20 protein-coding genes are annotated in these 24,071 nt (G+C 47.4%); 14 read left to right on the forward strand and 6 right to left on the reverse strand.

Annotated elements, in window-relative coordinates; all coding sequences use genetic code 11:
- Positions 1–54 precede the first annotated feature (54 nt).
- Both K2Q26_03990 and K2Q26_03995 read right to left on the reverse strand, forming a co-directional pair.
- Entirely contained in the window at positions 55–804 is a 750-nt protein-coding gene (locus tag K2Q26_03990) for a LytTR family DNA-binding domain-containing protein (protein ID MBY0314652.1), read from the reverse strand.
- Positions 801–1,937: a histidine kinase gene (locus K2Q26_03995; GenBank protein ID MBY0314653.1), complete on the reverse strand. Its 1,137-nt coding sequence runs from the start codon at positions 1,935–1,937 to the stop codon at positions 801–803. The genes K2Q26_03990 and K2Q26_03995 overlap by 4 nt, the downstream gene beginning before the upstream one ends.
- A gap of 174 nt (positions 1,938–2,111) precedes the next feature.
- On the opposite strand from K2Q26_03995, the gene K2Q26_04000 reads away from it, so the two are divergent.
- Entirely contained in the window at positions 2,112–3,290 is a 1,179-nt protein-coding gene (locus tag K2Q26_04000) for an OprO/OprP family phosphate-selective porin (GenBank protein ID MBY0314654.1), read from the forward strand.
- Between the two features lie 74 nt (positions 3,291–3,364).
- Here K2Q26_04000 and hflX read toward each other — a convergent pair whose 3' ends face one another.
- Together hflX and K2Q26_04010 are read right to left on the reverse strand one after the other, a co-directional pair.
- Complete coding sequence (gene hflX / locus K2Q26_04005) at positions 3,365–4,621, reverse strand: GTPase HflX (protein MBY0314655.1); 1,257 nt, start codon at positions 4,619–4,621, stop codon at positions 3,365–3,367.
- A complete protein-coding gene (locus K2Q26_04010) occupies positions 4,618–6,921 on the reverse strand; it encodes an NADP-dependent malic enzyme (GenBank protein ID MBY0314656.1) in 2,304 nt (767 codons plus the stop codon). The genes hflX and K2Q26_04010 overlap by 4 nt, the downstream gene beginning before the upstream one ends.
- 462 nt (positions 6,922–7,383) lie before the next feature.
- Here K2Q26_04010 and K2Q26_04015 point away from each other — a divergent pair, with 462 nt between their 5' ends.
- From K2Q26_04015 to K2Q26_04040, 6 genes are all read left to right on the forward strand, one after another.
- A complete protein-coding gene (locus K2Q26_04015; protein ID MBY0314657.1) occupies positions 7,384–7,602 on the forward strand; it encodes a hypothetical protein in 219 nt (72 codons plus the stop codon).
- Between the two features lie 485 nt (positions 7,603–8,087).
- On the forward strand, positions 8,088–9,887 hold the full coding sequence (locus K2Q26_04020; GenBank protein ID MBY0314658.1) for a DUF885 domain-containing protein: 1,800 nt from the start codon (positions 8,088–8,090) through the stop codon (positions 9,885–9,887).
- Between the two features lie 24 nt (positions 9,888–9,911).
- On the forward strand, positions 9,912–11,843 hold the full coding sequence (locus tag K2Q26_04025; GenBank protein MBY0314659.1) for a S9 family peptidase: 1,932 nt from the start codon (positions 9,912–9,914) through the stop codon (positions 11,841–11,843).
- Between the two features lie 60 nt (positions 11,844–11,903).
- The gene (gene hmgA, locus K2Q26_04030) at positions 11,904–13,238 is read left to right on the forward strand and encodes a homogentisate 1,2-dioxygenase (protein ID MBY0314660.1); all 1,335 of its coding nucleotides are present in this window, start codon (positions 11,904–11,906) and stop codon (positions 13,236–13,238) included.
- On the forward strand, positions 13,238–13,621 hold the full coding sequence (locus K2Q26_04035) for a DUF423 domain-containing protein (protein ID MBY0314661.1): 384 nt from the start codon (positions 13,238–13,240) through the stop codon (positions 13,619–13,621). The genes hmgA and K2Q26_04035 overlap by 1 nt, the downstream gene beginning before the upstream one ends.
- A 16-nt stretch (positions 13,622–13,637) precedes the next feature.
- Positions 13,638–14,036 (forward strand): RebB family R body protein, encoded by a 399-nt coding sequence (locus K2Q26_04040; GenBank protein MBY0314662.1) that lies wholly within the window; start codon positions 13,638–13,640, stop codon positions 14,034–14,036.
- Positions 14,037–14,077: 41 nt separating this feature from the next.
- On the opposite strand, the gene K2Q26_04045 is transcribed toward K2Q26_04040, so the two are convergent.
- The gene (locus tag K2Q26_04045; protein MBY0314663.1) at positions 14,078–14,806 is read right to left on the reverse strand and encodes a DUF4163 domain-containing protein; all 729 of its coding nucleotides are present in this window, start codon (positions 14,804–14,806) and stop codon (positions 14,078–14,080) included.
- Positions 14,807–15,108: 302 nt separating this feature from the next.
- Between K2Q26_04045 and K2Q26_04050 the strand changes: the two genes are divergently transcribed.
- Genes K2Q26_04050 through K2Q26_04080 form a run of 7 tightly spaced genes read left to right on the forward strand, consistent with a single transcriptional unit; the run spans position 15,109 to position 23,124 of the window.
- The gene (locus tag K2Q26_04050) at positions 15,109–16,323 is read left to right on the forward strand and encodes a cysteine desulfurase (protein MBY0314664.1); all 1,215 of its coding nucleotides are present in this window, start codon (positions 15,109–15,111) and stop codon (positions 16,321–16,323) included.
- 37 nt (positions 16,324–16,360) lie between these two features.
- Complete coding sequence (gene mnmA, locus K2Q26_04055; protein MBY0314665.1) at positions 16,361–17,413, forward strand: tRNA 2-thiouridine(34) synthase MnmA; 1,053 nt, start codon at positions 16,361–16,363, stop codon at positions 17,411–17,413.
- Complete coding sequence (gene mtaB / locus K2Q26_04060) at positions 17,410–18,756, forward strand: tRNA (N(6)-L-threonylcarbamoyladenosine(37)-C(2))-methylthiotransferase MtaB (GenBank protein ID MBY0314666.1); 1,347 nt, start codon at positions 17,410–17,412, stop codon at positions 18,754–18,756. Before mnmA ends, mtaB begins: the two co-directional genes overlap by 4 nt.
- Positions 18,740–19,456: a ribonuclease III gene (rnc, locus tag K2Q26_04065; protein ID MBY0314667.1), complete on the forward strand. Its 717-nt coding sequence runs from the start codon at positions 18,740–18,742 to the stop codon at positions 19,454–19,456. Before mtaB ends, rnc begins: the two co-directional genes overlap by 17 nt.
- 5 nt (positions 19,457–19,461) lie before the next feature.
- A complete protein-coding gene (gene era / locus K2Q26_04070) occupies positions 19,462–20,382 on the forward strand; it encodes a GTPase Era (GenBank protein ID MBY0314668.1) in 921 nt (306 codons plus the stop codon).
- On the forward strand, positions 20,366–21,718 hold the full coding sequence (gene der / locus K2Q26_04075) for a ribosome biogenesis GTPase Der (GenBank protein ID MBY0314669.1): 1,353 nt from the start codon (positions 20,366–20,368) through the stop codon (positions 21,716–21,718). Before era ends, der begins: the two co-directional genes overlap by 17 nt.
- Entirely contained in the window at positions 21,718–23,124 is a 1,407-nt protein-coding gene (locus tag K2Q26_04080; protein MBY0314670.1) for a sodium-dependent transporter, read from the forward strand. The genes der and K2Q26_04080 overlap by 1 nt, the downstream gene beginning before the upstream one ends.
- Here K2Q26_04080 and K2Q26_04085 read toward each other — a convergent pair.
- Positions 23,121–23,891, reverse strand: a complete 771-nt coding sequence (locus tag K2Q26_04085) for a hypothetical protein (GenBank protein MBY0314671.1) — start codon at positions 23,889–23,891, stop codon at positions 23,121–23,123. The two genes, K2Q26_04080 and K2Q26_04085, sit on opposite strands and share 4 nt — an antisense overlap.
- Between the last annotated feature and the right edge of the window lie 180 nt (positions 23,892–24,071).

Genomic DNA, 24,071 nt, shown 5'->3' on the forward strand with positions numbered 1-24,071 from the left:
CTTTTCCCCAACGCGGTGGGGAAAAGTGCACGCAAGGAGCTGGAACCTATCGGATCAAACTGGGAGGACCATATCTTTAATGGAGCGGCGATTGGAGCGGGACACTTGGAGTCGCTGTCCGTTGGCCATGATCGCTTGCATATTGTCGCCTTCGATCACTTCTTTCACTTGCTTTAAGTTGATGATGGCATTGCGATGCACTTGTAGGAATATATTCGGATCTAATTTAGGAGCGATGTCTTTGAGGGGTTCACTATAGATGTACTCGAAAGCATCGGTGCAAATGTAGGTGTAGTGATTCTCGCTACGGAAGTAGAGGACTTTATCAATATCAATTAGAGTATTTTTAGTCCCTCGCTTCACCACAACCTTTGTAAGGTAAACATTTTTTGCCGTAAAAGTTTCTTTAAGGTGGTCGATGTCTTTAATCACCTGTGAGGTGTCTTTTTGTAAACATCTTTCTAAGGCTTGATTAAAGCGGTCTTGGCTAAAAGGCTTTAAGAGGTAATCGATGGCGTTCTTTTCGAAAGCCTGAACCGCGTACTCACTAAATGCCGTTTGAAAAACGAGATGGAAATGAGGGGCGGGCAGGGAATTGACCAAATCCATTCCGTTCATCTCTGGCATTTCGATGTCGAGAAAAACAATCGAAGGTTTTTGGGATTCGATAATATCCAACGCTTGTAAACCATTTTCGGCTTCGAGAATTTCGAAGCCTTCGTTTCTGTCCTCGAGAAAGCGACGAATTTTTTTGCGACTTAAATTTTCATCATCCACGATGAGTACTTTTTTATTGGTCATCATATTATCTCCTCTTTGGGTGCGAGAGCAAAAAGACCTTCCCGGTCATCGCCTCGCACCTGAAACTTAACATACGTCTTTTTGTCGTCAGAATAAATATTGAATCCGTGTGAACTGCCGTAAAAGAGATCCAGGCGGTTTTTGGTGTTTTGTAAGCCTGTACCTTGGGCGTTTCTCTTAAGGAGGCTCGGTTTCGATTTATCGTAGAGCTCGCCGGTGTTGGCGATACAGATCTCGTAGTAGCCGCCTTTTTTCTGCACGGCGAGCTCGATTTCTCCACCGTCTTGGCGTGGAGAGATTCCGTGTTTGACTGCGTTTTCGACAAGAGTTTGGAGTATTAAACTGGGGACTTTGATCTCGTCATAATCCATGGGAACATCGGTTCGAAACTGGATGCGCTCCCCAAAACGGATTTTTTGGATCTGAATATATTTTTTAAGAATAGATATTTCAGATCCCAAGGTCGAAAATTTATTCTTAGAGTTACGAAGAATTTCTCGGTAGAGATCTGCCAATTGCTGAGTCATCGATGAAGCTAAGTTTGGATCCACGTAGATAAGTTCGGAGAGAACATTGAGAGAGTTAAATAGAAAGTGCGGTTGCATCTGTGTTTCTAAAAGATTGTACTGTGCTTCGGCCTGAGCGAGTTTGGACTGCAAGGCAATTTCCTTGGCCTGCCTTAACTCAAACATGATTTTCGCAATAACCGTCGATGGAATTGTAAAAACCAAAATCACAAACAAGTAATTCGGATCAAAACTCACGCGAAAAATAGGGCGCGAGATAAAATGAAAGTTAATGACCCCCGCTATAAAAATCGCGGGGAAGGTTTTAATCAATTCCACGGAGAAACGGGCCCAACGAGATTTGGGATTGATCTTAAGCATTCCGTGGATCAAATCAAACAACTGATAAAAGAAGTAGATATTGATAACATTGATCAGAACACTTAAAAGATTGATGGCGTGATTGGTGAGCTCTTGAAGAAAGTGATACAAAATATAAAAGGTCGACAGGCTCGCCACTCCAGCAAGGATGAGGAGTATCCACTTCTGTTTTTGTTCTTTGTCGAATATGTTTTGCATCACTCTCGGAGTATTGCACAAGTGGTGGACGGGCGCCAACCAGTCGGTCATAGATCCTCACTACTGAGTGGTAATTCAAAAATACCTAGTTATATTAGTTATTAAGTCCAATATATTGGCGGAAATTATATCGCCCCCGATTCCCATGAAGAGTTTTCATAAATCCTGACAAATTTGACTCTCTCTTAACAGGCTTCTATCACCGTAAGATCTCTTGAGAGAAGGATGGAATTCATGCTGTTAGGTCTTCTTTTTTCTACATTTGTTGCCGCCCAAAATCTGGCGCCCTCCTCCACTCCGGCGACGAGTGGCACTTTGACAAAAGACGGAGTCGCTTTCGTAAATTCAGACCCACTTGTCGATCTTCGATTTCGCTTTCGTATTCAAAATCGGATGACCTTCGAGGATTACGACTCCGAATCGGCAGATAAAGATGTGTCAGACTTTGCGGTTCGACGCTTGCGTTTACGCTTAGATGGTCAATTGGTAGATCCGCGCTTTGGATTTAATCTTCAGCTCTCGTTCACCCGTGGAGACATGGATTGGGAGACCATCAATTTCCCCGCCATAGTCAGAGATGCGGTCATCTATTGGAAGTGGAGTGAGCACGATATTACGATGTTGGGTTTAAGAAAACTTCCTGGAAATCGCCAGCGGGTGATTTCGTCAGGACAGCAGGAGCTGACGGAGAGATCATTGGCCAATTTCACCTTCAACCTCGATCGCGACATTGGGGTGCATTCCTGGCATCGATTTTTCGAAGAAAGACCCTTTTGGATTAAACTCGCGGCCACGGGGGGCGAAGGTCGAAGTCGCGAGAGCACTCGGGCCGGATTATCGTACACGGCTCGGGCGGAGTGGTTAGCCTTGGGGGAATTCAAAAACGGAGGGGACTATTTCGAAGGAGATCTCGAATATGAGACGACTCCCAAAGTCTCCATCGGCGCGGTTTACAATTCCAATTTTCAGGCGGAGAGAGACGCGGGGACCATTGGTTTCCCTATGACCGGTGAAGTTCGAAACATCGAAAATTTTATCGCGGACTTTTTGCTCAAATATCAGGGATGGTCGCTTTCGGCGGAATTTTTTAGACGCTGGTCTCAGTTTCCAGAGATCACTCCCACTCAAACCATCTTTAATGGACAAGGAACAAATCTGCAGTTGAGTTACACAACGGCGAATCATTGGGCTCCCGTCGCGCGTTGGACTCACATCACACCCGACGAAACCCTACGCCCCCGTCTCGATGAACGCCAACAGTATACGGTGGGAATCGGCAAGTACCTTAACGATCACCGAGTTAAAGCCCAAGCAGATATCACCCTCGAGCAGCAAAAAGATTTCTCTGCGAACGCCAAGCTCACAAACATGATCTATCGCATCCAACTCGAAGTCGGCATCTAATAAGAAGGTAATAAGAAGGTAACAGTTCCCTTTTTGTATTGTGCTGCAATACAAAAAGGGAACTGTTACCTTCTTTAGTACTGAATAAATTTTTTCCACTTGGGAATGAGACTGGGGATGATCATGACTTGGCAGTTGACGCCGTTCGGTCCCTCTTCTTGCACCAAATTCTGGGCATCGTGGGAGAGTTCAAAAACTCGGCCGCGTTCGTGCGTTGGTAAAAAGAGATCGATGCGCACGGCGAGCTGCTCGATGGCCCGCTTCATGATGGTCTTGAGCTGATCTAATCCATCTCCAGATTGGGCGCTGATAAACACGCGGTTATCACCCTTGGCTTGAAACTTCTTTTGAAAAGGCGCGATATCCATTTTATTGTAAGCATGAATGATGGGCTTGTGATGCCAGTTGAACTGATCGACCAGCTCATTCACGACAGCGATTTGCTTCTCCGACTGAGGATTCGACAAATCAATCACGTGAATCAAGATATCGGCATCCGCAGACTCTTCAAGAGTGGCTTTAAAGGCTTCGATCAAATGGTGAGGAAGTTTGCGAATAAATCCCACCGTGTCCGTCATGAGAGCGGCTTTGTGATCATCTAAAAATACTTTTCGAGTCGTTGGATCCAGAGTCGCGAAAAGTTTATCCTGAGAGAGCACTGTCGATTTTGTCAGTTTATTGAGAAGGCAGCTCTTTCCGGAGTTGGTGTAACCGATCAACGCAAAGGTTGGAACTTGATTTCGTTTTCGCGCGTGTCGACGCTGCTCGCGCTGCATGCTAACGCTTTCGAGCTTCTTTTTAATTTGCACGATCTGTTTGCGAATAATACGTCGATCCAGCTCGATGGCTTTTTCACCGGCTCCTCGAGACACCGTACTCCCGCCCCCTTGGCGAGAGAGGGAGCCCATCCATGCATCCACCATGCGGGGCATGAGATCCAGTAAGCGTGCAAGTTCTACTTGAAGTTTTCCCTCGTAAGTCTTTGCCCGAGCGGCAAAAATATCTAAAATAATTTGATTTCGATCCAGAACTTTAAGTTTCCACTCTTGCTCTAAGTTACGAGCTTGAACTCCGGAAACCTGGTGATCAATGATCACCACATGGGCGCCGCAATCTTTCGCCATTTCGGCGATCTCTTGCACTTTGCCTTTTCCGAGGAGGGTGGCAGGGTTAAATTTTTCTAGAGATTGGGTGACCGAGCCCACAACGTGGTAGCCACAGGATAAAGCGAGATCTTCGAGTTCAATCAAGCTTTCTTTCACTTCTTTGACGTCTTCTGTTTTGAGTCCCACGCCCACGACAAGGGCGCGGTGACGAAGATCTTGATTTATAAATGGCCTCCAAGGTCCGTGGAGTGGAGGCCCGCCTCATAGGCTTGGCTGTGAAGAGCAGCAAGAGCTGCGGAATTCACAAGGTCGTCGACAAAACCGGTTCTTTGCACAACGTGCGCTGGTTTTTTAATACCCATTAAAAAGGGTCCGACCACTTCACCTCCGCCAAGTTGTTGTACCAACTTGTATGCGATATTTCCCGAGTCCAAATTCGGGAATACTAATATGTTAGCACCATCTTTGATTTCGCAAAAGGGGAAAATTGAGCTCACGATTCGGGGGTTCACCGCCGTATCCGCCTGCATTTCGCCGTCGACAATCCAATTGGAATTGTATTGCTTAACGATTTTAGCCGCTTCGGCCATCTTGGCCGGGGAGTCGCCCTTAGAGGTGAAATTCGAGTAACTGAGCATGGCAATCTTAGGTTTGATGCCGAAATATTCAGCCACCTGAGAGGCGTAAATGGCCGTGTTGGCGACTTGTTGGGCGTTGGGATTGATATTGACCGAGGTATCGGCAAAAAAGAGCATTTTGTCTTGGATTAAGACAATATTGAGGCCTGCCGCGGTTTTTCTTTGTCCTGGACCAATCACTTGAAGAATCGGTTTAACGGCGTCGGCGTACTTCGAATCCGAGCCGGTGATCATCGCGTCGGCATCGCCGAGGTGGACCGCCATTGCCGCAAAAAAGTTTGAATCGCGCATCAAGTGCTTCGCTTCGGGGAGCATAACCCCGCGGCGGTGACGGAGATCAAACATGGTTTTGGCGTAAGTCTCTGCTTTTTCATCTTCTAAATGATCGATGATTTTTACGTTCTGAATATTATCTAATCCTCTTTCGCTGCTGAGGCGTTTAATTTTTTCGGGGTTACCTACGAGGATGGGGGAAGCAAAGCCCTCTTCGACGATCTGGTTGACTGCACGAAGAACCTTAACGCTATCGCCTTCCGCAAAAATAATGCTCGGGACTTTCTTCGTAGCGATGCTTTGATTCTTCACTCGATTAATCACGCTTCGGACGAAGCCCACTTTAGTCCCTTGGAGAGATTCTAGCTGATCGATGTACTCGGACATCTTCGCGATGGGTTTCTGAGCAACACCGGAATCCATTGCCGCTTTGGCGACGGCGGGAGCCACCCACATCAACACACGCGGATCAAAGGGTTTTGGAATAATATATTCAGGACCAAAATCGAAATGTTTACCCCCGTAGGCCAACGATACTTTTTCTGGGACTTCTTCGCGCGCAAGCTCTGCGAGAGCTTTCACGGCGGCCAGTTTCATTTCTTCGTTAATTCCTGTGGCGCGAACATCAAGGGCTCCGCGGAAAATCGACGGGAAGCCCAGGACGTTGTTCACTTGGTTGGGATAATCACTCCGACCCGTGGCCATAATAACGTCGGGGCGAGCTTTTTTCGCCGTCACGGGATCGATTTCAGGATCAGGGTTGGCCATTGCAAAAACGATGGGCTTGGGAGCCATCTTCATTAACATATCGGGAGTCACGGCGCCGGCGGCGCTCAAGCCGATGAAGACATCGGAGCCATCAAGGGCCTCCGCCAATGTTCGTGCCTTGGTCTCGACCGCGAACTCCTGCTTAAAGCTATTCATTCCCGCGGTTCGACCTTTGTAGATCACCCCTTGGGAGTCGCACATCATAATGTTTTCAGGTTTAACACCAAGACTGATAAAAAGTTTTCCGCAGGCGATGGCGGCCGCACCGGCTCCATTGATCACTAACTTGATCTTTTCCAATTTACGCTGAGTGATCATGCAGGCATTGATGAGCGCCGCTCCAGAAATGATGGCGGTTCCGTGCTGATCATCATGAAACACTGGGATGTTCATTTCCTCTTTAAGTCGAGTTTCGATTTCGAAACATTCGGGGGCTTTAATATCTTCGAGATTAATCCCGCCAAATGTCGGCTCCAAGGCTTTCACTGTTTTAATGAAATCTTCGACATTCGAGGTATTAAGTTCGATATCAAAGACGTTGATCCCGGCGAAGAGTTTAAAAAGGTTTCCTTTTCCCTCCATCACTGGCTTTGAAGCCTCGGGGCCAATATTTCCAAGTCCAAGAACGGCCGTTCCGTTACTGATCACGGCGACTAAATTTCCCTTAGCGGTGTAATCATAAACTTTAGATGGGTCTTTTGCGATCTCTTTGCAGGGGGCGGCCACTCCCGGCGAATAGGCCAGTGATAACTCGTGGTCGGTGGCGCAGGGCTTTGGCGAACGAACATCGACTTTACCGGCGGGGGCGCGTTTGTGATAGTGAAGGGCCTCTTTATCGAATGACATGGTAACTCCCAATCTCTCTCAAATGATTCTGAAAATAAGGCCTCAAAGGTATGAAAACGTCGGGGAGTAGTCAAACACTGCGCTACGTCACATGTGTGTTATTTTTGGGTTTTCTTGGGTTTGCTTTTTTAAAGAGCTGTATTGGAGGACACGGGCTCCTGCCCTCGCCCGTTTCGCGGGTGGGAAGCCCCGCGATCGCGTAACGCTAACGGGAGGTCCTCCAATACAGCTCTTTAAAAAAGCAAACCCAAGAAAACCCAAAAATAAGCCGCGAGAGGTTGTAGTGTTTGAATTTATGACATTATTTTGGAGATTGGAGGAGTGGGGTGTGGCTTTTGGGTTTGTTTTTTTGTTTGGTTCCTGAATGGGTCTGCGGGGAGAAAAATTTTTTTTGTTTTTTTAAAATTATTTGGGGGTGAGGGTTAAGGTTTTTTGGGGGTGGGACGATAGGGGGTTATGGGAATGATTCGTCACTTTATTTTTTGGGTTGTTTGTGTCGCTGGGGCAGCGGCTGTGCAATCGCTGGGTGAGTATCGTGATTCTCTTCCTTACTCTTCTGAAGCTCCAGTTTATGTCACGGACATCAGACTTCCGTTAATGCCTGGACCAATGTGCAAAGCCGATAGCGAACCCGAGATGGATCCTCAGGTCGAGCCTTCGATTGTCGCCGACTCCATTTAATCCTAAAAGATAGTTTCCCATTCTGAAAGTGACGGCCATATCCAATTCCGTAGGCGAGGTCAGCGAAAAGGATCGGCGTACCTTTTCGGGGCTGCAGAGGTGACGAGGGTGACAAAAGTGGGAAGCTTTTTCCTGTGACGTCTATTTTAAATCGATTCCACGCTGGCGCGTTCATTGCTCAGGATCCTCTGAAACCTTTATTAGGAGCTTTGCGTGAACGATCTCTTTCTCATATCTACAATCTTGACAGCGTTGATGAGCCCTACCGTTGTATGTAGCGATAAAAAGAAGTCTCCGCCCTCCGAAAAAACATCGCTTAGCCGCTTTAAATCAATAAGTTTTTTAAGTAAGTGTTAGTGTCGTTTCCTATTTTTACCCGGCAGGCCCTCAAAAGCCTGCCTTTTTTTATTCTTTCGCCCTACAGAATAAGTTGACCTCCCTCGGTCTTTTCACAAAGATAATTGCTCATCAACCAAGGGGAACTTGTGCGTTTTTTGAGCATAATGGCTTTAGCTTTTGTTTTAGGATGTAGCAGTGGACAGCGGTCGCAGACGATGGTGTCTCCCGAGGAAACTGCAAAATTTAATCAGTTTCTTGATAAATCCTTCGAAGAATTTTTAAGTTATTCCCCCCAGTACCTGTCCTATTTGGGACGAAAAAAGCAATACGATAAGCTCAATGATTTTACCGAAGAGTTCGAGAAGAAAATGAACGAGCTCGCGCATGCGAAACTCAATGAGATGAAAAACTTTGATTCTCGAACGTTAGACGATCAGGCCAAGCTCAGTTACGATCTCTATAAAAAAGAACTGGAAAATGGCATTCAAGACTTTCAGTGGAAAGATTACCAGTATCCGGTCTCGCAAATGGGCGGAATCCACTCCGATCTTCCTGTTTTTATGATGAATATCCATCGCGTGGATACGGAGTCCGATATGCGTGCTTACATTGCGCGGCTCGAAGAATTCCGGCGCGTGTTCCGCGAAGTGATTGAGGCCATGAAGCGCTCCGAAAAGCTCGGCATTTTGCCGCCTCAGTTTGTATTTCCTTACGTCCTCGATGCTTCTCAAAAAATCATTAAAGGCCGACCTTTTGATAAGAGTGAGACAGATTCTCCGCTCTTCGCAGATGTGAAAGCCAAAGTGAATAAGCTTAAAATCGACGACGCGAAAAAGACCTACTTTGTAAAAAAAGCCGAGCAAGTTCTAGTGAACACGGTGAAGCCCTCGTACCAAATGTTGATCGCAACTCTTAAAGACCAGCAGAAGCGAGCGACGACGGACGATGGGGCTTGGAAGTTTCCAAGAGGTGCGGAATTCTACAGCACTCGACTCAAACGTTACACCACCACGGATGACTCGGACTCAAAAATTCATAAGATGGGGCTAGAGAACGTAGCTCGTATTCATAACGAGATGAGGGAAGTTTTAAAAGTCCTCAATTTCCAAGGAACACTTCAAGATTTTTTCAAAGCGGCCCGCGAGGATAAAAAGAATTTTTATCCTAATACCAGTTCCGGGCGGCAAGCTTATCTCAAGGACGCTAAAAACTTTTATTCCGATGTGAGCAAGAAGATCCCCGAGTATTTTCGCTTGCTTCCCAAGGCGAAATTCGAAATTCGCGCGGTCGAAAAATTCCGTGAAAACTCTGCGGGGGTGGCCTTTTACGAAAGTCCTTCGGAGGACGGCTCGCGGCCGGGCGTTTATTACGTCAACTTGAAAAATATGAACAATCTTCCCAAGTACGAGAATGAAGTGGTACTGTATCATGAGGGCGCTCCAGGCCATCACTTCCAAATCGCTTTAGCGCAAGAGCTCAAATCTCTTCCGCAGACTCGCCGCTACGCTCATTACGGGGCCTTTGTTGAAGGATGGGGCCTCTACACGGAGAGATTGGCCAAAGAGATGGGCGCTTACAAGGACCCGATGTCGGAGTTCGGTCGTTTGTCCCTGGAGCTCATGCGCGCTTGCCGCTTAGTGGTCGATACAGGAATTCATTCCAAAAAGTGGACACGTGAAGACGCCATCAAATATCTCAGCGAAAATATGGCCGGATCCTTAGATGACCAGAAGGACGAAATTGAACGCTACATCGTCGTGCCAGGGCAAGCGACAGGGTATATGGTGGGAATGTTGAAAATTTATGAGCTTCGAGAAAGAGCTAAGTCCAAGCTGGGCTCTCGTTTTGATATTCGGGATTTTCACGACACAGTTCTTGGCAACGGAGCTGTGCCGCTGAACGTCCTCGAAGAGCTCGTAGAAAAATACATTCAGACAAAAAAATAGTTTTTTTAAACTCAGGAGAAAAGAATGAAAAGAATGGTTGGTTTTTTAGTTTTAGTTCTAGCGTTGGGGGCCTGCTCATCGAAGCCGAACTCCACGGTCAACAAGGAAGGCCAGATTCCCTTAGAGGATTTTTTTAGAAATCCAGTGGCCAATAACGTTGAAATTTCTCCAGCGGGAGATAAGTTGGCGGCCTTAAAGCCCATGAAGGGACGAATGAACGTCTTTGTCAGACCGACCGAAGGGGAAGAATGGGTGGCCATGACCTCCATGACGGATCGAGATATTTCCTGGATGGCATGGAAGAATAACGACATGATCGTTTTTATGAAGGACTTCGGAGGCGACGAAAACTTCCATCTCTTTTCATTGAATACAAAAACGAAAGAAGTGAAAGAGCTCACACCATTCCCGAAAGTCCGCGTCCAGCCGGTAGACATGCTCGACGAGATTTCCGAGACCGATCTTTTGATCGGGATGAATAAACGCGATCCTCAAGTGTTTGATGTTTACCGCGTCAACACGGCCAATGGGTCTGTGGATCTGGTTCTCGAGAACACGAAGAAGTTTTCAAACTACATCGTCGATAACAAGGGGCAACTGCGCGTGGCCATCGCTAACGATGGGGTGAACAACACCATTTATTACCGCGATACGGAAAAGTCTGAATTTAAAAAAGTCAAAGCTCTCAATTTTAAAGAGACGTTATCGCCGATCTCATTTGATAAAGACAATAAGAACCTTTACGGCGTGTCTAATTTGGGTCGCAACACCGCTGCAGCCGTCCTTTTAAATCCCAAAACGGGCCAAGTTCAAAAAACTCTTTTTCAGAATAAAGACTACGATGTTTCCAGTGTGATCTATTCTCGAAAGAGAAAAGAACTTGTGGCCGCAGTTTATATCGATGCTACTGTTCAAAGACATTTTTTTAGTCCTTACTACAAAGGGATCTATGCGGATCTTATTTCTAAAATTCCAAATCGTGAACTCAGTTTGCCCTCGGCAACGAAAGACGAGGATATCTTCGTTGTGAGTGCCCGCAGCGACCGTACGCTGGGAGAGTATTATCTCTACGATGCAAAGACTAAAAAACTACAGCTACTTCTAAACCGAAGCCCCTGGATCAAAGAAGAGCAGATGGCCGAGATGAAGCCGATCAGTTATAAATCCCGAGACGGTCTCACCATTCATGGCTACTTAACGACTCCCGTGGGGAAAGATCCAAAAAATCTTCCCGTGGTGATTAACCCTCACGGCGGCCCTTGGGCGCGCGATGTTTGGGGTTTTAGCCCTCAAGTTCAGTTCTTAGCGAATCGTGGCTACGCTGTTTTACAAATGAATTTTCGCGGATCCACCGGCTACGGTAAGAAGTTCTGGATGGCCTCTTTTAAAGAGTGGGGCTTAAAGATGCAGGATGATATTACTGATGGCGTAAACTGGATGGTGAAAGAGCAAGTGGCGGATAAGGATCGCGTCTGTATTTATGGAGCGAGTTACGGAGGATACGCTGTTCTTGCAGGTCTTGCGTTCACGCCAGATGTTTACAAATGCGGTATCGATTACGTCGGCGTGTCTAATATCTTTACTTTAATGGAAACGGTTCCGCCATATTGGGTTCCTATGCGTGAAAAACTTTACGAAATGGTGGGGCATCCGGAAAAGGAAAAAGAGTTGGTGAAAAAAGCGTCTCCGCTCTTTAGTGCTGATAAGATAAAGTCTCCATTGTTTGTGGCTCAGGGAGCAAAAGATCCTCGGGTGAAAAAGAGCGAGTCGGATCAAATCGTCGATGCTCTTAAAAAACGCGGCATTGATGTTCCTTATCTCGTGAAAGAGGACGAAGGCCACGGATTCCGTAACGAAGAAAACCGCATGGAATTCATGCGCCAAATGGAGGCTTTCCTCGCGAAGCACATCAATAATGAGGCCGCAGGAACAAAAGCTCCGACGACGCTGAAATAGCTAGTTGTGTTATGGCCATTTAGCCTTGTTTGACGGCGTTGAAAGTGTCAAAACAGGGCGATGGCTCAACCACAATATCTTACTGGATTTGGTAGTTTCTTTTCGACAGAGGCCGTGCCGGGTGCATTGCCTCAAGGTCAAAATAGCCCACAAAATATACCCCATGGTTTGTATGCGGAGCAGTTCAGTGGTTCGTCGTTCACCATGCGGCGTTCGGAAAACCTGAGAAGTTGGCTTTATCGATTGCTGCCTTCGGTGGTGCAAGCTCCCTTTTCCCTTTATCCTCACAAGTATTGGACATCTCAAATTGCGAACCAGGGTCAAACTCCGCCGGATCCTTTGCGCTGGAACCCGATTGAAGTGAAAGGCAAAGTCGACTTTATTGATGGACTTCGCACCATGGTGGCGAACGAAGGCGCCGAGGGGTGCGCGATTCATCACTACTGTTTTACTGAGTCGATGACCGATCGGTTTTTCTATAACGCTGACGCCGAGATGATGATCATTCCTCAAGAAGGTGAACTTTGCGTTCGCACCGAAATGGGAACTCTCATCGTTTCCCCCTTAGAAATCGTCATCCTCCCTCGCGGACTCAAATTTCAAATTCAAGGGCACGGAAGCAGCGGCAGCGATTTGGATGGCCGTGCCGTGCACGGAAACAGCGGCAGCGTTTATAGAGGCTACGTCGGTGAGAATACCGGAGCTCCTCTGCGTTTGCCGGATTTGGGTCCCATCGGCTCAAATGGTCTGGCCAATCCTCGGGATTTCGAATACCCCGTCGCCGATTATGACAAGACATCAAACGACAAATCCAAATTTCAGATGATTTGTAAATTTCAAAATCGTCTGTGGGTGAGCTCGGTCGATCACACGCCATTCAATGTGGTGGCTTGGCACGGGAATTATGCGCCTTACAAATACGACCTTCGTAAATTTAATACCATAGGCACCATCAGCTACGATCATCCCGATCCTTCGATCTTCACCGTGCTCACTTCCCCGACGGCGGTGCCGGGACGGGCGAATTTGGATTTTGTGATCTTCCCTCCGCGGTGGCTCGTGGCCGAGCACACGTTTCGACCGCCGTACTATCATCGCAATGTGATGAATGAGTACATGGGATTAATTCAAGGGGCTTACGACGCCAAAAAAGAGGGTTTTGTTCCCGGTGGATCGAGTCTTCACAACTGCATGACGCCTCATGGGCCTGATGCAGATACTTTTTTAAAAGAACTTTCTCGGGAGGATAAGCCTGTTAAGGTGGATCAGACGATGGCCTTCATGTTCGAAACCTCTCAGGTGTTTCAACTGAGCGAATTCGCTCTGAAGGAGGCTCCCATGGATAAAGAGTATTGGCGGTGTTGGCAGGGCCTTCGAAAGGGAGAAATTAAATAATGGGAAGACTTTGGATCATTAATGGTTGTTTTTTCTGTCTATTGACTGTGGTGTTAGGCGCCTTTGGCGCTCATGCCCTTAAAGAAATCTTGCCTGCGGATTCTTTTAAAATTTACGAAGTGGCCACTCAGTACATGATGATGCACGGATTTGCTTTGATCGCTTTAGGCTTATGGTCTCATTGGGAAAAGTGGGCGTCCTGCTTTTGGTGTGGGATGTGTTTTTCTCTAGGGATCATTCTGTTTTCGGGAAGCCTTTATGGCTACATTTTTACGCAGGCCCGTTGGATGACCTATGCCACACCGGCTGGGGGCTTGCTCTTTATTCTGGGTTGGATTTATTTTATTATTTCGGTGTTTAAAACTAGAAATAAATTTATTTAAAATAGGGGAGGTTTACATGATCAGAGGTTTCGGATTAGTGCTATCCGTCGTACTTTTTGTGAGCACAGCTTTCGCTCAAGTGACGGTCAAAGACAAAATGCAGGAAATTGGTGGTTTGTTTAAGACCATTTCTCAAACGATGGGAGATGCCACTCAAAACGCAGTCAATGCGCAGAATGCTCAGAAGTTGGCAGATGCCTTTGTCGCGACGTCATCATTGGTTCCTCCGTCCATTGCGCAAATGAGCGGTGAAGAGCAGAAAGCGGCCATGGCGGAGTACCAAGATCTTTTGGCCGAAGCGGCTTCGATCTCTCTTGAACTCAAAAAGGCTTTCGAGACGGGAGCGCCAGTTCAACAAATGGTACAGGCCCTTTTAGCCATTCGTAAAGAAGCTCACGCTCAATTCATGCTCTAAAGATTTCGGCAACTCTAGGATTTAGAATTGCCGAATCGAGACTACTTCAACCAAGTGTGTAAAATGCTGTTCGGTGCGAGATACTTTTGAACTTCGCTGTAAGACACGCGCACTGCAAATCCGCAAGGCGTTGCTACATGCGGTGGGCTCAACCGGATGATGACCTTTTTGTCTTTGGCCAATCCTGAAACATACGGCCAGAATTGTTCGATCTGTTCGATGGTCTCTTGTTTGTTCATGCCTTCGTAGCAAGAAGGTTCCCAGTCTTTATCTGTAAGTTGACCTAAGTTGTTGTACATGATGGCGGCCAATTCTTTTCGGTACTGCTCTTGAGCTTGCCAGTCTTCATTTTCGAAGTCTTGAAGCGGAATTTCTGTGCCCATATCCACCACTTCGCCAGTTTGAGAATTATAAGTCCGATTGTAGAAGCCAAAATTGGGGTGAGCTCCGCCGCAGTCGATGTCGTAAGTCATTTCTAAACCGATGTACTTTTGATTAAGACCCACCACGCGAGTCGTCACATTGTACGAGTATTCGCGCCATTCTTCTTCACCCTCGAAAACAGGACCACAGCTGGATTCTTTAAGGTGAGTGACGATGTCTGCATTAATTTTTTGAAAGGCGGGAACGGAGTTTTCAAAAAACACGGGGTAAGAGATCTCCGCTTGAGATTTGGGTTGGCTAAATTCTTCGGTGACCGTTTTAAATTGATCGGCCGATGCGCTCGCGGCGACAACAAGGGCGCAGAGAAGGGATAAAAAATGTTTCATAAATCTCCTTTAAAGTTTTGGTGTTTCCACCGTTGAGGACTGAGGTAACGAAATCCCGTCTTTTTTGACAAGCGGTTGATGGGGGGCTTGCTGAGAATGCATTTGTTTCTCGAGCGATCGTGGGGGCCGGTGAAAATTGTGCCTGCGTCTGAAATCTGAAATCGATGATCCGTTCTGAGGGCTTTAAGAGCCTAATGAGCCACTTCTGAAAAATTTACAGGGTTAAATCGCGGGAGTTTTGCGATCCGCTGGAATTCAGGGGCGAAATTATGAATTAGAGCGGTAAGAAGTTTGGCGAAACCTTGAGCTTTCTAGGGGACTTATGGTACTTTGCCGCAATGTCACAAAAATCCGTATATCTCGATTACAATGCAACGACTCCTATTCATCCCACTTTAAAAAGTAAAGTGGCCGAGTGGTTAGAGATTTCGGGGAACCCTAGTTCCGTCCATTCTCATGGTCGCGAAGCTAAAAAGCTTTTGCGTGAAACTCGTCAAACGGTGGCTCAAGCGATTGGCGCGCATCCGATGGAAATTATTTTTACAAGCGGCGGGAGCGAAGGGAATAACACCGCGATCCGTGGATTGTTAAAAACTCCTATGGCGCAAGCTCGCCGGGAGATTATTGTGTCCCCAGTGGAGCATCCGAGTGTGAGTGAAACTATGGAGTTTGCGCGCGAGCAGGGCTTTGTGATCCGCACTTTACAAATCAACTCTCAGGGCGAAATCGATTTTGATCATTATAAAACGTTGCTCTCCGAAAAAACTTTGTTGGTCAGTGTGATGCTCGCCAATAATGAGACCGGTCATATCTTCCCCTTAAAACAAATTTCTGAACTCGCTAAGGGAGTGGGCGCCATCGTTCATACGGACGCCGTGCAGGCTCTCGGTCGTATCCCGGTGAACTTGCAAGAGTTGGGCGTCGATATCGCGACGTTTTCTGGTCACAAGCTTTATGCCTTAAAAGGGATTGGCATTTTGTTCTGCCGTCGCGGAATTGTGCTTCCCACTTTAATGAGTGGTGGCGGGCAAGAACGCGGTCGTCGCGCGGGCACCGAAAATACGTTGGCCATTGCTTCGCTCGGCCATATGGTGCAGGTGCTTCAAAATACAGATCTTTCTCCCATCGAAAAAATGCGAAACGAATTCGAAGCGCGAGTGATTCGGGAAGTGCCGGGTGTTCGTGTTGTTGGAGCGGCCGGAAAACGCATGGGCAATACTTCGAACCTCATCGTAGAAGGTATTCCCGGTGAATCTTTACTGATGAGTTTAGATCTCAAAGGTTTTTCGATCAGTACAGGGTCTGCGTGCAGCTCTGGAAAATCAAAACCCAGCCCGGTTCTCACAGCGATGGGTTATAGCGAGAGCGATGCGCAATCTTCGATCCGTGTGAGTTTAGGTTTAATGACCACCCCCTATGATATGGAAAATTTTGTCGAAGCCCTCAAGTCGGCGGCGTCCCACTTGCGTTCATTAACTCCCGGCGGAATGATTCGAGAGGCTGCGTCTGATGCTTAAAAATTTGCTGAATAAAAAACCTCGTGTCCTCGTAGCTATGAGTGGTGGAGTGGATAGCTCGGCGGCCGCGGCTCTTCTCGTTGAGCAAGGTTATGATGTTGTCGGCGCGACCATGCAAGTGTGGGATTATTCTTCGTGCAATATCGAAGAGGGCCTCGGCACGTGTTGCTCCACGAGCGATGTGGACGACGCACGAAGTGTCGCCGACACTCTAGGTATTCCTTTTTATGTGATCAACTGCGAGGAAGAATTTAAAGCGAAGGTGATCGACCCCTTCGTGACGGAATATATGGCCGGACGCACACCACTTCCTTGTGTCAACTGTAACACCTATCTTAAGTTTGATTATCTGATCCGAAAAATGAAAGAGCTCGAGTGCGACTACTTGGCGACCGGTCACTATGCACGAATCGAGAACGACGCGGCGGGAACTCCCGCTATTGTCACGAGCACCGACGATTGGAAAGATCAGACGTACTTCTTGTTTACAGTGCCAAAAGAGATCGTCGGGAAATTGTTATTCCCCATCGGGCATCTCAAAAAACCGGATGTTCGAAAATACGCCGAAGAGAAAAACCTTGTTGTGGCTCGAAAGAAAGACTCTACAGGAATCTGCTTTGTCGGGAACCAAGGCTACGAAAATTTCATCAAAGAGCATTACTCACACATGACCTCGAAGACGGGAGTCGTGCGCCTTTATCCCAGTGGTGAAGTGATGGCGGAGCACCAAGGCATTCATTTGTTCACTTACGGTCAGCGTAAAGCCTTGGGATTCTCTTACCCACTTCCGCTCTATGTACGAAGCATTGATGGGGAATCCGGTGATGTGTGGGTGAGTGAAGAAAAAGATTTATTTAAAAATCAGATGATCATTGATCGTTGTCAGTGGCATCTGGATCCCGAACCGGGAAAACCGTTGCGGGTTAAGATTCGCTATGCTCACAAAGGTGGGTTAGCTCAACTCACTCCGATTCTAGGAAGTGATCAGTGGATGGTGGAGTTTTCCGAGCCACAAAGAGCCATCACTCCGGGACAAGCGGCGGTGATTTATGACGGTGACCGATTGGTTGGCGGCGGTTGGATCCTATGAGTTCTTCTGTTTCGTTTGAAGTGAAAACTTTTGGCTGCAAGGTCAACACCTATGATACGGGGTTGATGCAGAAGCGTTTACTCGAAGCGAAGACGGATGTTCAATTTAAAGTCGAAATGGTTTCCGGAGAGCGCCAGGTTTTTATTATCAATTCCTGTGCGGTGACTCAAGAGGCGACCAAAGAGGCTCTTCGAGAGGCGAGGTCCTTGCGCGCAAAAAACCCGGAGAGCTTGATCGTGATGGCCGGTTGTGCGGCCCAGGTCGACGGCGCGATTCTCGACGAGGTCAAGGAGTTCGACGTCGTCATTGCGAACTCTCACAAAGCCGAGCTCCCGGAGATCATTGCGAGTCATCTCAATGGCGCGGGTGAGCAAAAGATCTATCGCTCCAATATTTTCCGTAAAGACGATCTCGGAGTGGGCGGGGGATTTGAGCTTCAACACACGCGCTCTTTCTTAAAAATTCAAGATGGGTGCAATAGCTTCTGCACCTTCTGTGTGATTCCCTATGCTCGAGGCAAAAGCCGCAGTCTCGAAGTGAACGAGCTCGTTCATAGTATTCAACGCTTAACCGATGAGGGCGTTCACGAAGTGGTCCTGACCGGTGTGCATATCGGTGACTACGAAGGGGCTAATGGCGAAACTCTGGAAGATTTGATCAGTGCGGTTCTAGATCGAACGACGGTTCCTCGCATTCGCTTAGGAAGTCTTGAACCCATTGAGCTCACCGATCGATTAATGAGCCTTTACGCAAACCCCCGACTCTGCGCTCACTTTCATATGAGTATTCAAAGCGCGCACACACGAGTTCTTAAAGATATGAAACGTAAATATACGTCCGCCGACGTGGAAGTGGCTCTGCGAAAAATAAAAACGCAGTTGCCCGAGGCCTTTGTAGGAATGGATGTGATCACGGGATTTCCCGGAGAGAGCGATCAGGACTTTCAGGAAACCTATGATCGATTAAGCGCGCTTCCTTGGACGCGCATTCATGTTTTCCCGTATAGCGAACGATCGGGCACACGCGCACCGTTGCTTGAGTCTTCGGTGCCTTTGGAAAAACGACGGGAGCGAGCCCAGCGACTTCGCGAGCTCAGTCGCGAGCGCTATTCCGTCAATGCCCTCGAGCAGGTGGGTGCCGTGCGCTCGGCCCTTATTTTAAAAGATAAATTTGGCGTGCAGGGCCTCACTCGCGAATACTGGCCCGTTCATCTTAAAAATACAGTGGAGTCTGATCTCGATCTCGTGGGCCAAGAGGTCGCGGTTAAAATTACCGGCTTCGATACGGGCCGTCGGTTTGAGGGAAGTTTATTCGGGGAGGTTTTACGTGATTCTCCTCAGTAAACTTCAAGCCTACATTAACTATGATGCCAAAGATCCGACGTTCTTAAGAACGGCGCTGACTCATAAAAGTTACATCAAGTCGAAGTCGGCGGATCCGGAGTGCCGCGAGCACAACGAAAAGCTCGAGTTTATCGGGGATGCCGTTTTAGATTTGATCGTGGCGGATCGTCTCTACAAAATGTTCCCCTTAGATAACGAGGGAAATCTTTCTCGAAAACGAGCCAGCGTCGTTAACGAAGAAAGTCTTTATAATTTAGCAATGATTTTAAAAATTGATGAATGTCTTCTTTTAGGAGAAGGGGAGGAGATGCAAGGTTTGCGCTACAATAAGCGGATTCTCGCATCGGCTCTCGAAGCCATCATCGGGGCGATTTATCTCGATCGCGGTTACGATTCTGTGCACAGTTGGCTGAGTGAAGTGTTCCAAAATTATATGAACGAGCAATTCACTGAGCACGATTTTGCAAAAGATTTTAAAACCCGCTTTCAGGAGCTCGCCCAAGAAAAATGGAAAGTCACTCCTACATACGATGTGCGTGATGTGGGTGGTCCCGACCATCAAAAGAGATTCTTTGCGCAAGTGCGCGTAAAGAACGATGTGATGGGCGAAGGATTTGGTGAAAGTAAAAAATCAGCAGCTCAGATGGCCGCCTCGGCGGCCCTTGAGAGCGCGCAACAATTTGCGCAGCAAAGGACTTAAAGATTATGGCGTTTAAAGCGGGATACGTGGGTTTGTTCGGAATGCCCAATGTCGGTAAGAGCAGTTTTTTTAATTACCTCGTCGGAGAAAACTTGTCGATTGTGAGCGCAAAGCCACAAACCACCAGGACTCGACGTACGGGAATCATCGCTCTCGATACAGATCAAGGAAAAGGGCAGGCGTTGATTGTCGATGCTCCAGGTTTTTTGAACGAGAAGCGCGTCGATAAAAAGAATAAGTTAATGAGCTTTATTGCCGACGAGGCCTTAGCGGTGGCGAGCGATGTCGAAGCGTTTCTGCTCCTTATCGAAATCAACGAGATTCCAAAGGATGAGGTTAAGACCTTTCTCGAATTTCTCAAAAAGAAAAAGCGCCCATTAGGTGTTGTGATCACCAAGTCCGATCTTAAGGCCGAGCAAAAAGTTTTAGAGTTTATCGAAGAATTGAAAGCCGAAAATATTCCATCGTTTTTTGTGTCGGTGAAGGGAGTCAAAGGGCCCGACTGGAATCGCATGATGAGTTTTATTCACGAGGCGCTCCCTGAGTCCCCAGGGCCTCTCTACGACGAGGAGCAGTACACTACGGATACGCTCAGAGATATCGCCGCCGAAATGATCCGCGAGCAATGCTTTCTTCGATTAGAAAAAGAGATTCCCTATGGAATCGGTGTTCGCATTGACTCTTTTAAAGAAGATTTAAAAGTTCCACGCATCGAAGCCAGCATTATTGTTGAGAAGAGCAATCACAAGGCGATTGTGATCGGGAAAGGCGGAGCGATGCTTAAAGAGATCGGCAGCGAAGCTCGTAAAAGAATCGAAAAAATCTACGGCCAAAAAATATTTTTATCTCTGCATGTGACGCCGAAGGAACAGTGGACCACAAAAGAGCGCATGGTGAAAGAACTAGGTTATGATAGAAAATCTTGATGGTATTGGATCCACGACGGCGGGACAGAATTTAACTTCGGTGGCCATTATCGGTCGCCCCAACGTCGGAAAGTCGACGCTGTTTAACATCCTGACGGATTCTCGAAAATCGGTGGTCAAAGATCAACCGGGTGTGACTCGCGATTTGATTTCGGAAGAGGCCGAGCTTTGGGGCAAAAGTTTCGAAGTGATCGACACCGGAGGCTTGACGGAGTCCGACGACATCATCTCCCAACTGATTCTCGAACAGGTTGTTGGGTTTTTAAAATCGGTCGACATGCTCATTTGCGTGATGGACGGTCGCGCTGGTCTTTGTCCCGAAGATCGCGATATCATCCGAATTGCCAAAGAGGCCGGAAAGCCGTTTGTGATTCTGGTCAATAAGGTCGATAAAGTCTCAGAGCTCGACATCGCGGGCTCTGAATTTTACGAGTTTGGCGCCGAAGTATTTACGTGTTCGCTCGAGCGACGAATTGGTCTCGACCCTCTCTTGCAATGGCTTCATGATAGCGTGACCTCTCTCACGGGCGAAACTTACGAGGACTTTACGCTTTCCATCGTCGGTAAGCCCAATGTGGGAAAGAGCTCTCTGTTTAATCAACTTTTAGGCAAAGATCGCATGTTGGTTTCCGACATCGCTGGCACCACCGTGGATTCGGTGGACGTGCGCTTTAAGTATGACGATCGCCAGTACACCATTATCGATACGGCAGGTCTGCGTCGATCCTCTCGCCGCGAGGACGATATCGAGATTATCGCCGCGTTTAAAACCCAAAAGGCGATCAAGAAGGCTGAGTTAGTTCTCCTGGTGATTGATGGGACCATTGGGCCCACAGATCAAGATGCAAAGATCTTAGAGGCGATTGTCGACGCTCATAAAGGGGTCATCGTTGTTGTGAACAAGTCTGACTTGGGTGACGAGATGGACGAGTACCGCAAAACGGTGCGGGCCCAAGTGGCCAATGTGTTTCACTTTTATAACGATGTCCCAGTGACCTTTATTAGCGCTAAGACGGGTCGAGGTATTAAAGATCTATTCCAGTTGGTCGAAAAAATTCGCGAGAAGTTGTACATGAAGATACCGACAGGTGAGCTCAATGATTTCTTTATGGAAACCATTCGACTGGCTCCCGCGCCGGTCTTTGGAGTCAAGAACGTTAAGTTCTATTACCTGACTCAAACACGGCAATTTCCACCCAGCTTTATTGCATTTGCGAATTTTCCCGACGGAGTGGATAACTCCTACCGACGCTTTTTGATCAAACATATGAAGGCGCGCTGGGGCTTAGAAGGGATTCCAATTCGTATTTTCGTGATGAAGAGCCGGAGATCTTAGTGGAAGATAAGTCGTCAGATAAATTCGGCCAAAGAAGCCGCGGATGGAGAACGTCCCTTGGCTTTTACCTTGCGGTTCTCTGCTCGTCGTTTGGTTTAATGAATATCTGGCGTTTCCCCTACGTGACCATCGAAAACGGGGGTGGGGCCTTTGTTTATTTGTATTTCTTTTTAGCGGCGCTCATCGGTAGTGCGTTTGTCATGTCCGAACTCCTCATTGGGAAAATCGCTCAAAGGGGAGTCTGGGTGTCCGTCGAGAAGTGGTATCGTGAAAAGGCGACGCTTTCGCCTCATATGAATCTCCTCCAAAGAGCATTTTTCAAGACTCTTCGCCACGCCGGTGATGGAGCGATGATCGCCACTTTTTTGGTGATGGCTTATTACTCGGTGATTAGTGGTTGGGTTTTGAGTTTTGTCGTCCAATATGGAATTACCGCAACAAAAAACGATACCTTTGATCTCGAAAATAATTTGTGGCTTCAATTGGGCTTCGCCGCACTTCACCTGGTGATTTGCTATAGTTACGTGAAACGAGGATTACGCCGCGGCATCGAACGCATGGCTTACATTGTCACTCCTATTTTTACGACCTTACTGATCGTGCTTTGTGTGCAAGCTTTAGATCTTCCGCAGTCGGAAAAAGCCCTGCGCTTTTTACTCTATCCGGATTTTACAAAGATCAATTTATCCTCTCTGAATCAGGCGATCGGTCACATGGTATTGAGTCTTGGGTTAGGCTTAGGGACGATGACCACCTTTGGAAGTTACTTTCAGCCGCAGAGGGATATTACGTCGTCGGGTCCAAAAGTGGTGATGTTCTCGATGGTGGCGTCGCTCATATCGGTTTTGATCATTTGCCCGATGGTGCTCGGTGCAACGTTTGCGGTTTTTGGTCCGAGGCTCTTGTTCCAAACTTTACCCCAGTTTATTTTGTCGTTTCCTGAGGGAAAATTCTTTCTTCTCACATTTTACGGGACGCTTTATATTTCGTCATTAGTAGCGAGCACAAGCGTTTTAGAGTCGCTTGTCGCCAACATTTCGGACCGTTGGCACTGGAAGCGCAGTAGTTCTCTGGTGATGTCGTGCGCGATCGTCCTTGGACTTTGTGTGTTTCCGATCGCCAGCACGACGTGGTGGCGGCATTACCGCTGGATGGGTGGAGTGAGTCTTTTGCAAACCATGGATGGAATCTTGGTGAACTACCTTCTTCCCATTTTAGCTCTCGGTTTATCTTTAGTTGCTATCTTTTTAGTTCCGAGCAAACTGGTTCAACGCGAGTTTGTCTCTCGCGATATTGATCACACCAGTGAGAACCTGTTTCCCATTTGGCGCACCATTATTCTATGGGTGGCACCGGTGCTGGTGATTTTATCTTTCATCCTTCGATTATTGGCCGAATTCTATTAGAAGTTCACGCCGAGAGAGAGTAGTGCCGACACAAAGTCCCCCTGTGGAAGAATACCTGTGTCGATGGACCCATTGGTTCCCGTTTTGAGAGACTCGTTCTCATCAGGGAAATTAATGTAATGATACATCGCTTGAATTCCTAAATACATTTTGTTTCTAGAAAATGGAATCTCCAAGCCAAATCCCATTTCCACCCCGGTGGGATTGGATTTCACTAAGATATCCTCGCCGGTGACCGTGATGGTGCGGTAATTCACGCTAAAACCACCGATGAGATAAGGATTCAAATCCGCAAATCCCCGTGTGATATTAGCAGTGTTAAAATAATACTTATAGTGAACAGCTACAGAGGATAAGTTAACGTTTCCATTGTACCCATCGTAACCGCCGGGATCTTCCTTCGGGTCGAGAGTAAATTTGTGACTACTACTGATGTAACTCACTTGGATCGCTGAACGAATATCAAAAAAGTAGGCGGCGTAAAGTCCGAAGGCCACCGAAGGCGTGTAGAGTTTCCCTAACTCTTGCGTCCACATTCTTCCGCCCAAAAGAAGGGCAAGATTAAAAAAACGACCGTTTTTAAAGAAGAAGATATCGGCCTCTTCGTCGGCGGAGGCTTCGAATTCGCTAAAATCCGCAAAGGGATCAAATGAGTCCTCTTCGGCGCTGACGCTCGCGTCGTCTTGGGTCCAGCCCTTCATCGGTGCAGCGATACCGAGGGACACCATCAGAGCCAAAGCTACGAATTTTTTGATAGAAATCATCATCCTCATCTTAACAACATCCTTCTTAAGTCTTCTAGCCGGAGTTGGTCATATCTCCAAAACCCGACCTTAGTCCTATCGGCGACTCGTTCTGGGAACTTAATGGCTCCGGCTCCTAAGTATTTGGCTTTTGAGCGGCGGACGCTTTTACCGCTCAAACAGGCCGCAGGAAGCGGAACTCGG

It is taken from the genome of Bdellovibrionales bacterium (genome assembly GCA_019750295.1).
Lineage (GTDB): Bacteria > Bdellovibrionota > Bdellovibrionia > Bdellovibrionales > JAGQZY01 > JAIEOS01.

What these genes read in the sequence shown, in the direction of transcription:
- K2Q26_03990 (MBY0314652.1), bottom strand. Translation starts at nt 804, where the DNA reads ATGATGACCAATAAAAAAGTACTCATCGTGGATGATGAAAATTTAAGT.
- K2Q26_03995 (MBY0314653.1), bottom strand. Translation starts at nt 1,937, where the DNA reads ATGACCGACTGGTTGGCGCCCGTCCACCACTTGTGCAATACTCCGAGA.
- K2Q26_04000 (MBY0314654.1), top strand. Translation starts at nt 2,112, where the DNA reads ATGGAATTCATGCTGTTAGGTCTTCTTTTTTCTACATTTGTTGCCGCC.
- K2Q26_04010 (MBY0314656.1), bottom strand. Translation starts at nt 6,921, where the DNA reads ATGTCATTCGATAAAGAGGCCCTTCACTATCACAAACGCGCCCCCGCC.
- K2Q26_04015 (MBY0314657.1), top strand. Translation starts at nt 7,384, where the DNA reads ATGATTCGTCACTTTATTTTTTGGGTTGTTTGTGTCGCTGGGGCAGCG.
- K2Q26_04025 (MBY0314659.1), top strand. Translation starts at nt 9,912, where the DNA reads ATGAAAAGAATGGTTGGTTTTTTAGTTTTAGTTCTAGCGTTGGGGGCC.
- hmgA (MBY0314660.1), top strand. Translation starts at nt 11,904, where the DNA reads ATGGCTCAACCACAATATCTTACTGGATTTGGTAGTTTCTTTTCGACA.
- K2Q26_04035 (MBY0314661.1), top strand. Translation starts at nt 13,238, where the DNA reads ATGGGAAGACTTTGGATCATTAATGGTTGTTTTTTCTGTCTATTGACT.
- K2Q26_04040 (MBY0314662.1), top strand. Translation starts at nt 13,638, where the DNA reads ATGATCAGAGGTTTCGGATTAGTGCTATCCGTCGTACTTTTTGTGAGC.
- K2Q26_04045 (MBY0314663.1), bottom strand. Translation starts at nt 14,806, where the DNA reads ATGAAACATTTTTTATCCCTTCTCTGCGCCCTTGTTGTCGCCGCGAGC.
- mnmA (MBY0314665.1), top strand. Translation starts at nt 16,361, where the DNA reads ATGAGTGGTGGAGTGGATAGCTCGGCGGCCGCGGCTCTTCTCGTTGAG.
- mtaB (MBY0314666.1), top strand. Translation starts at nt 17,410, where the DNA reads ATGAGTTCTTCTGTTTCGTTTGAAGTGAAAACTTTTGGCTGCAAGGTC.
- era (MBY0314668.1), top strand. Translation starts at nt 19,462, where the DNA reads ATGGCGTTTAAAGCGGGATACGTGGGTTTGTTCGGAATGCCCAATGTC.
- der (MBY0314669.1), top strand. Translation starts at nt 20,366, where the DNA reads ATGATAGAAAATCTTGATGGTATTGGATCCACGACGGCGGGACAGAAT.
- K2Q26_04085 (MBY0314671.1), bottom strand. Translation starts at nt 23,891, where the DNA reads ATGATGATTTCTATCAAAAAATTCGTAGCTTTGGCTCTGATGGTGTCC.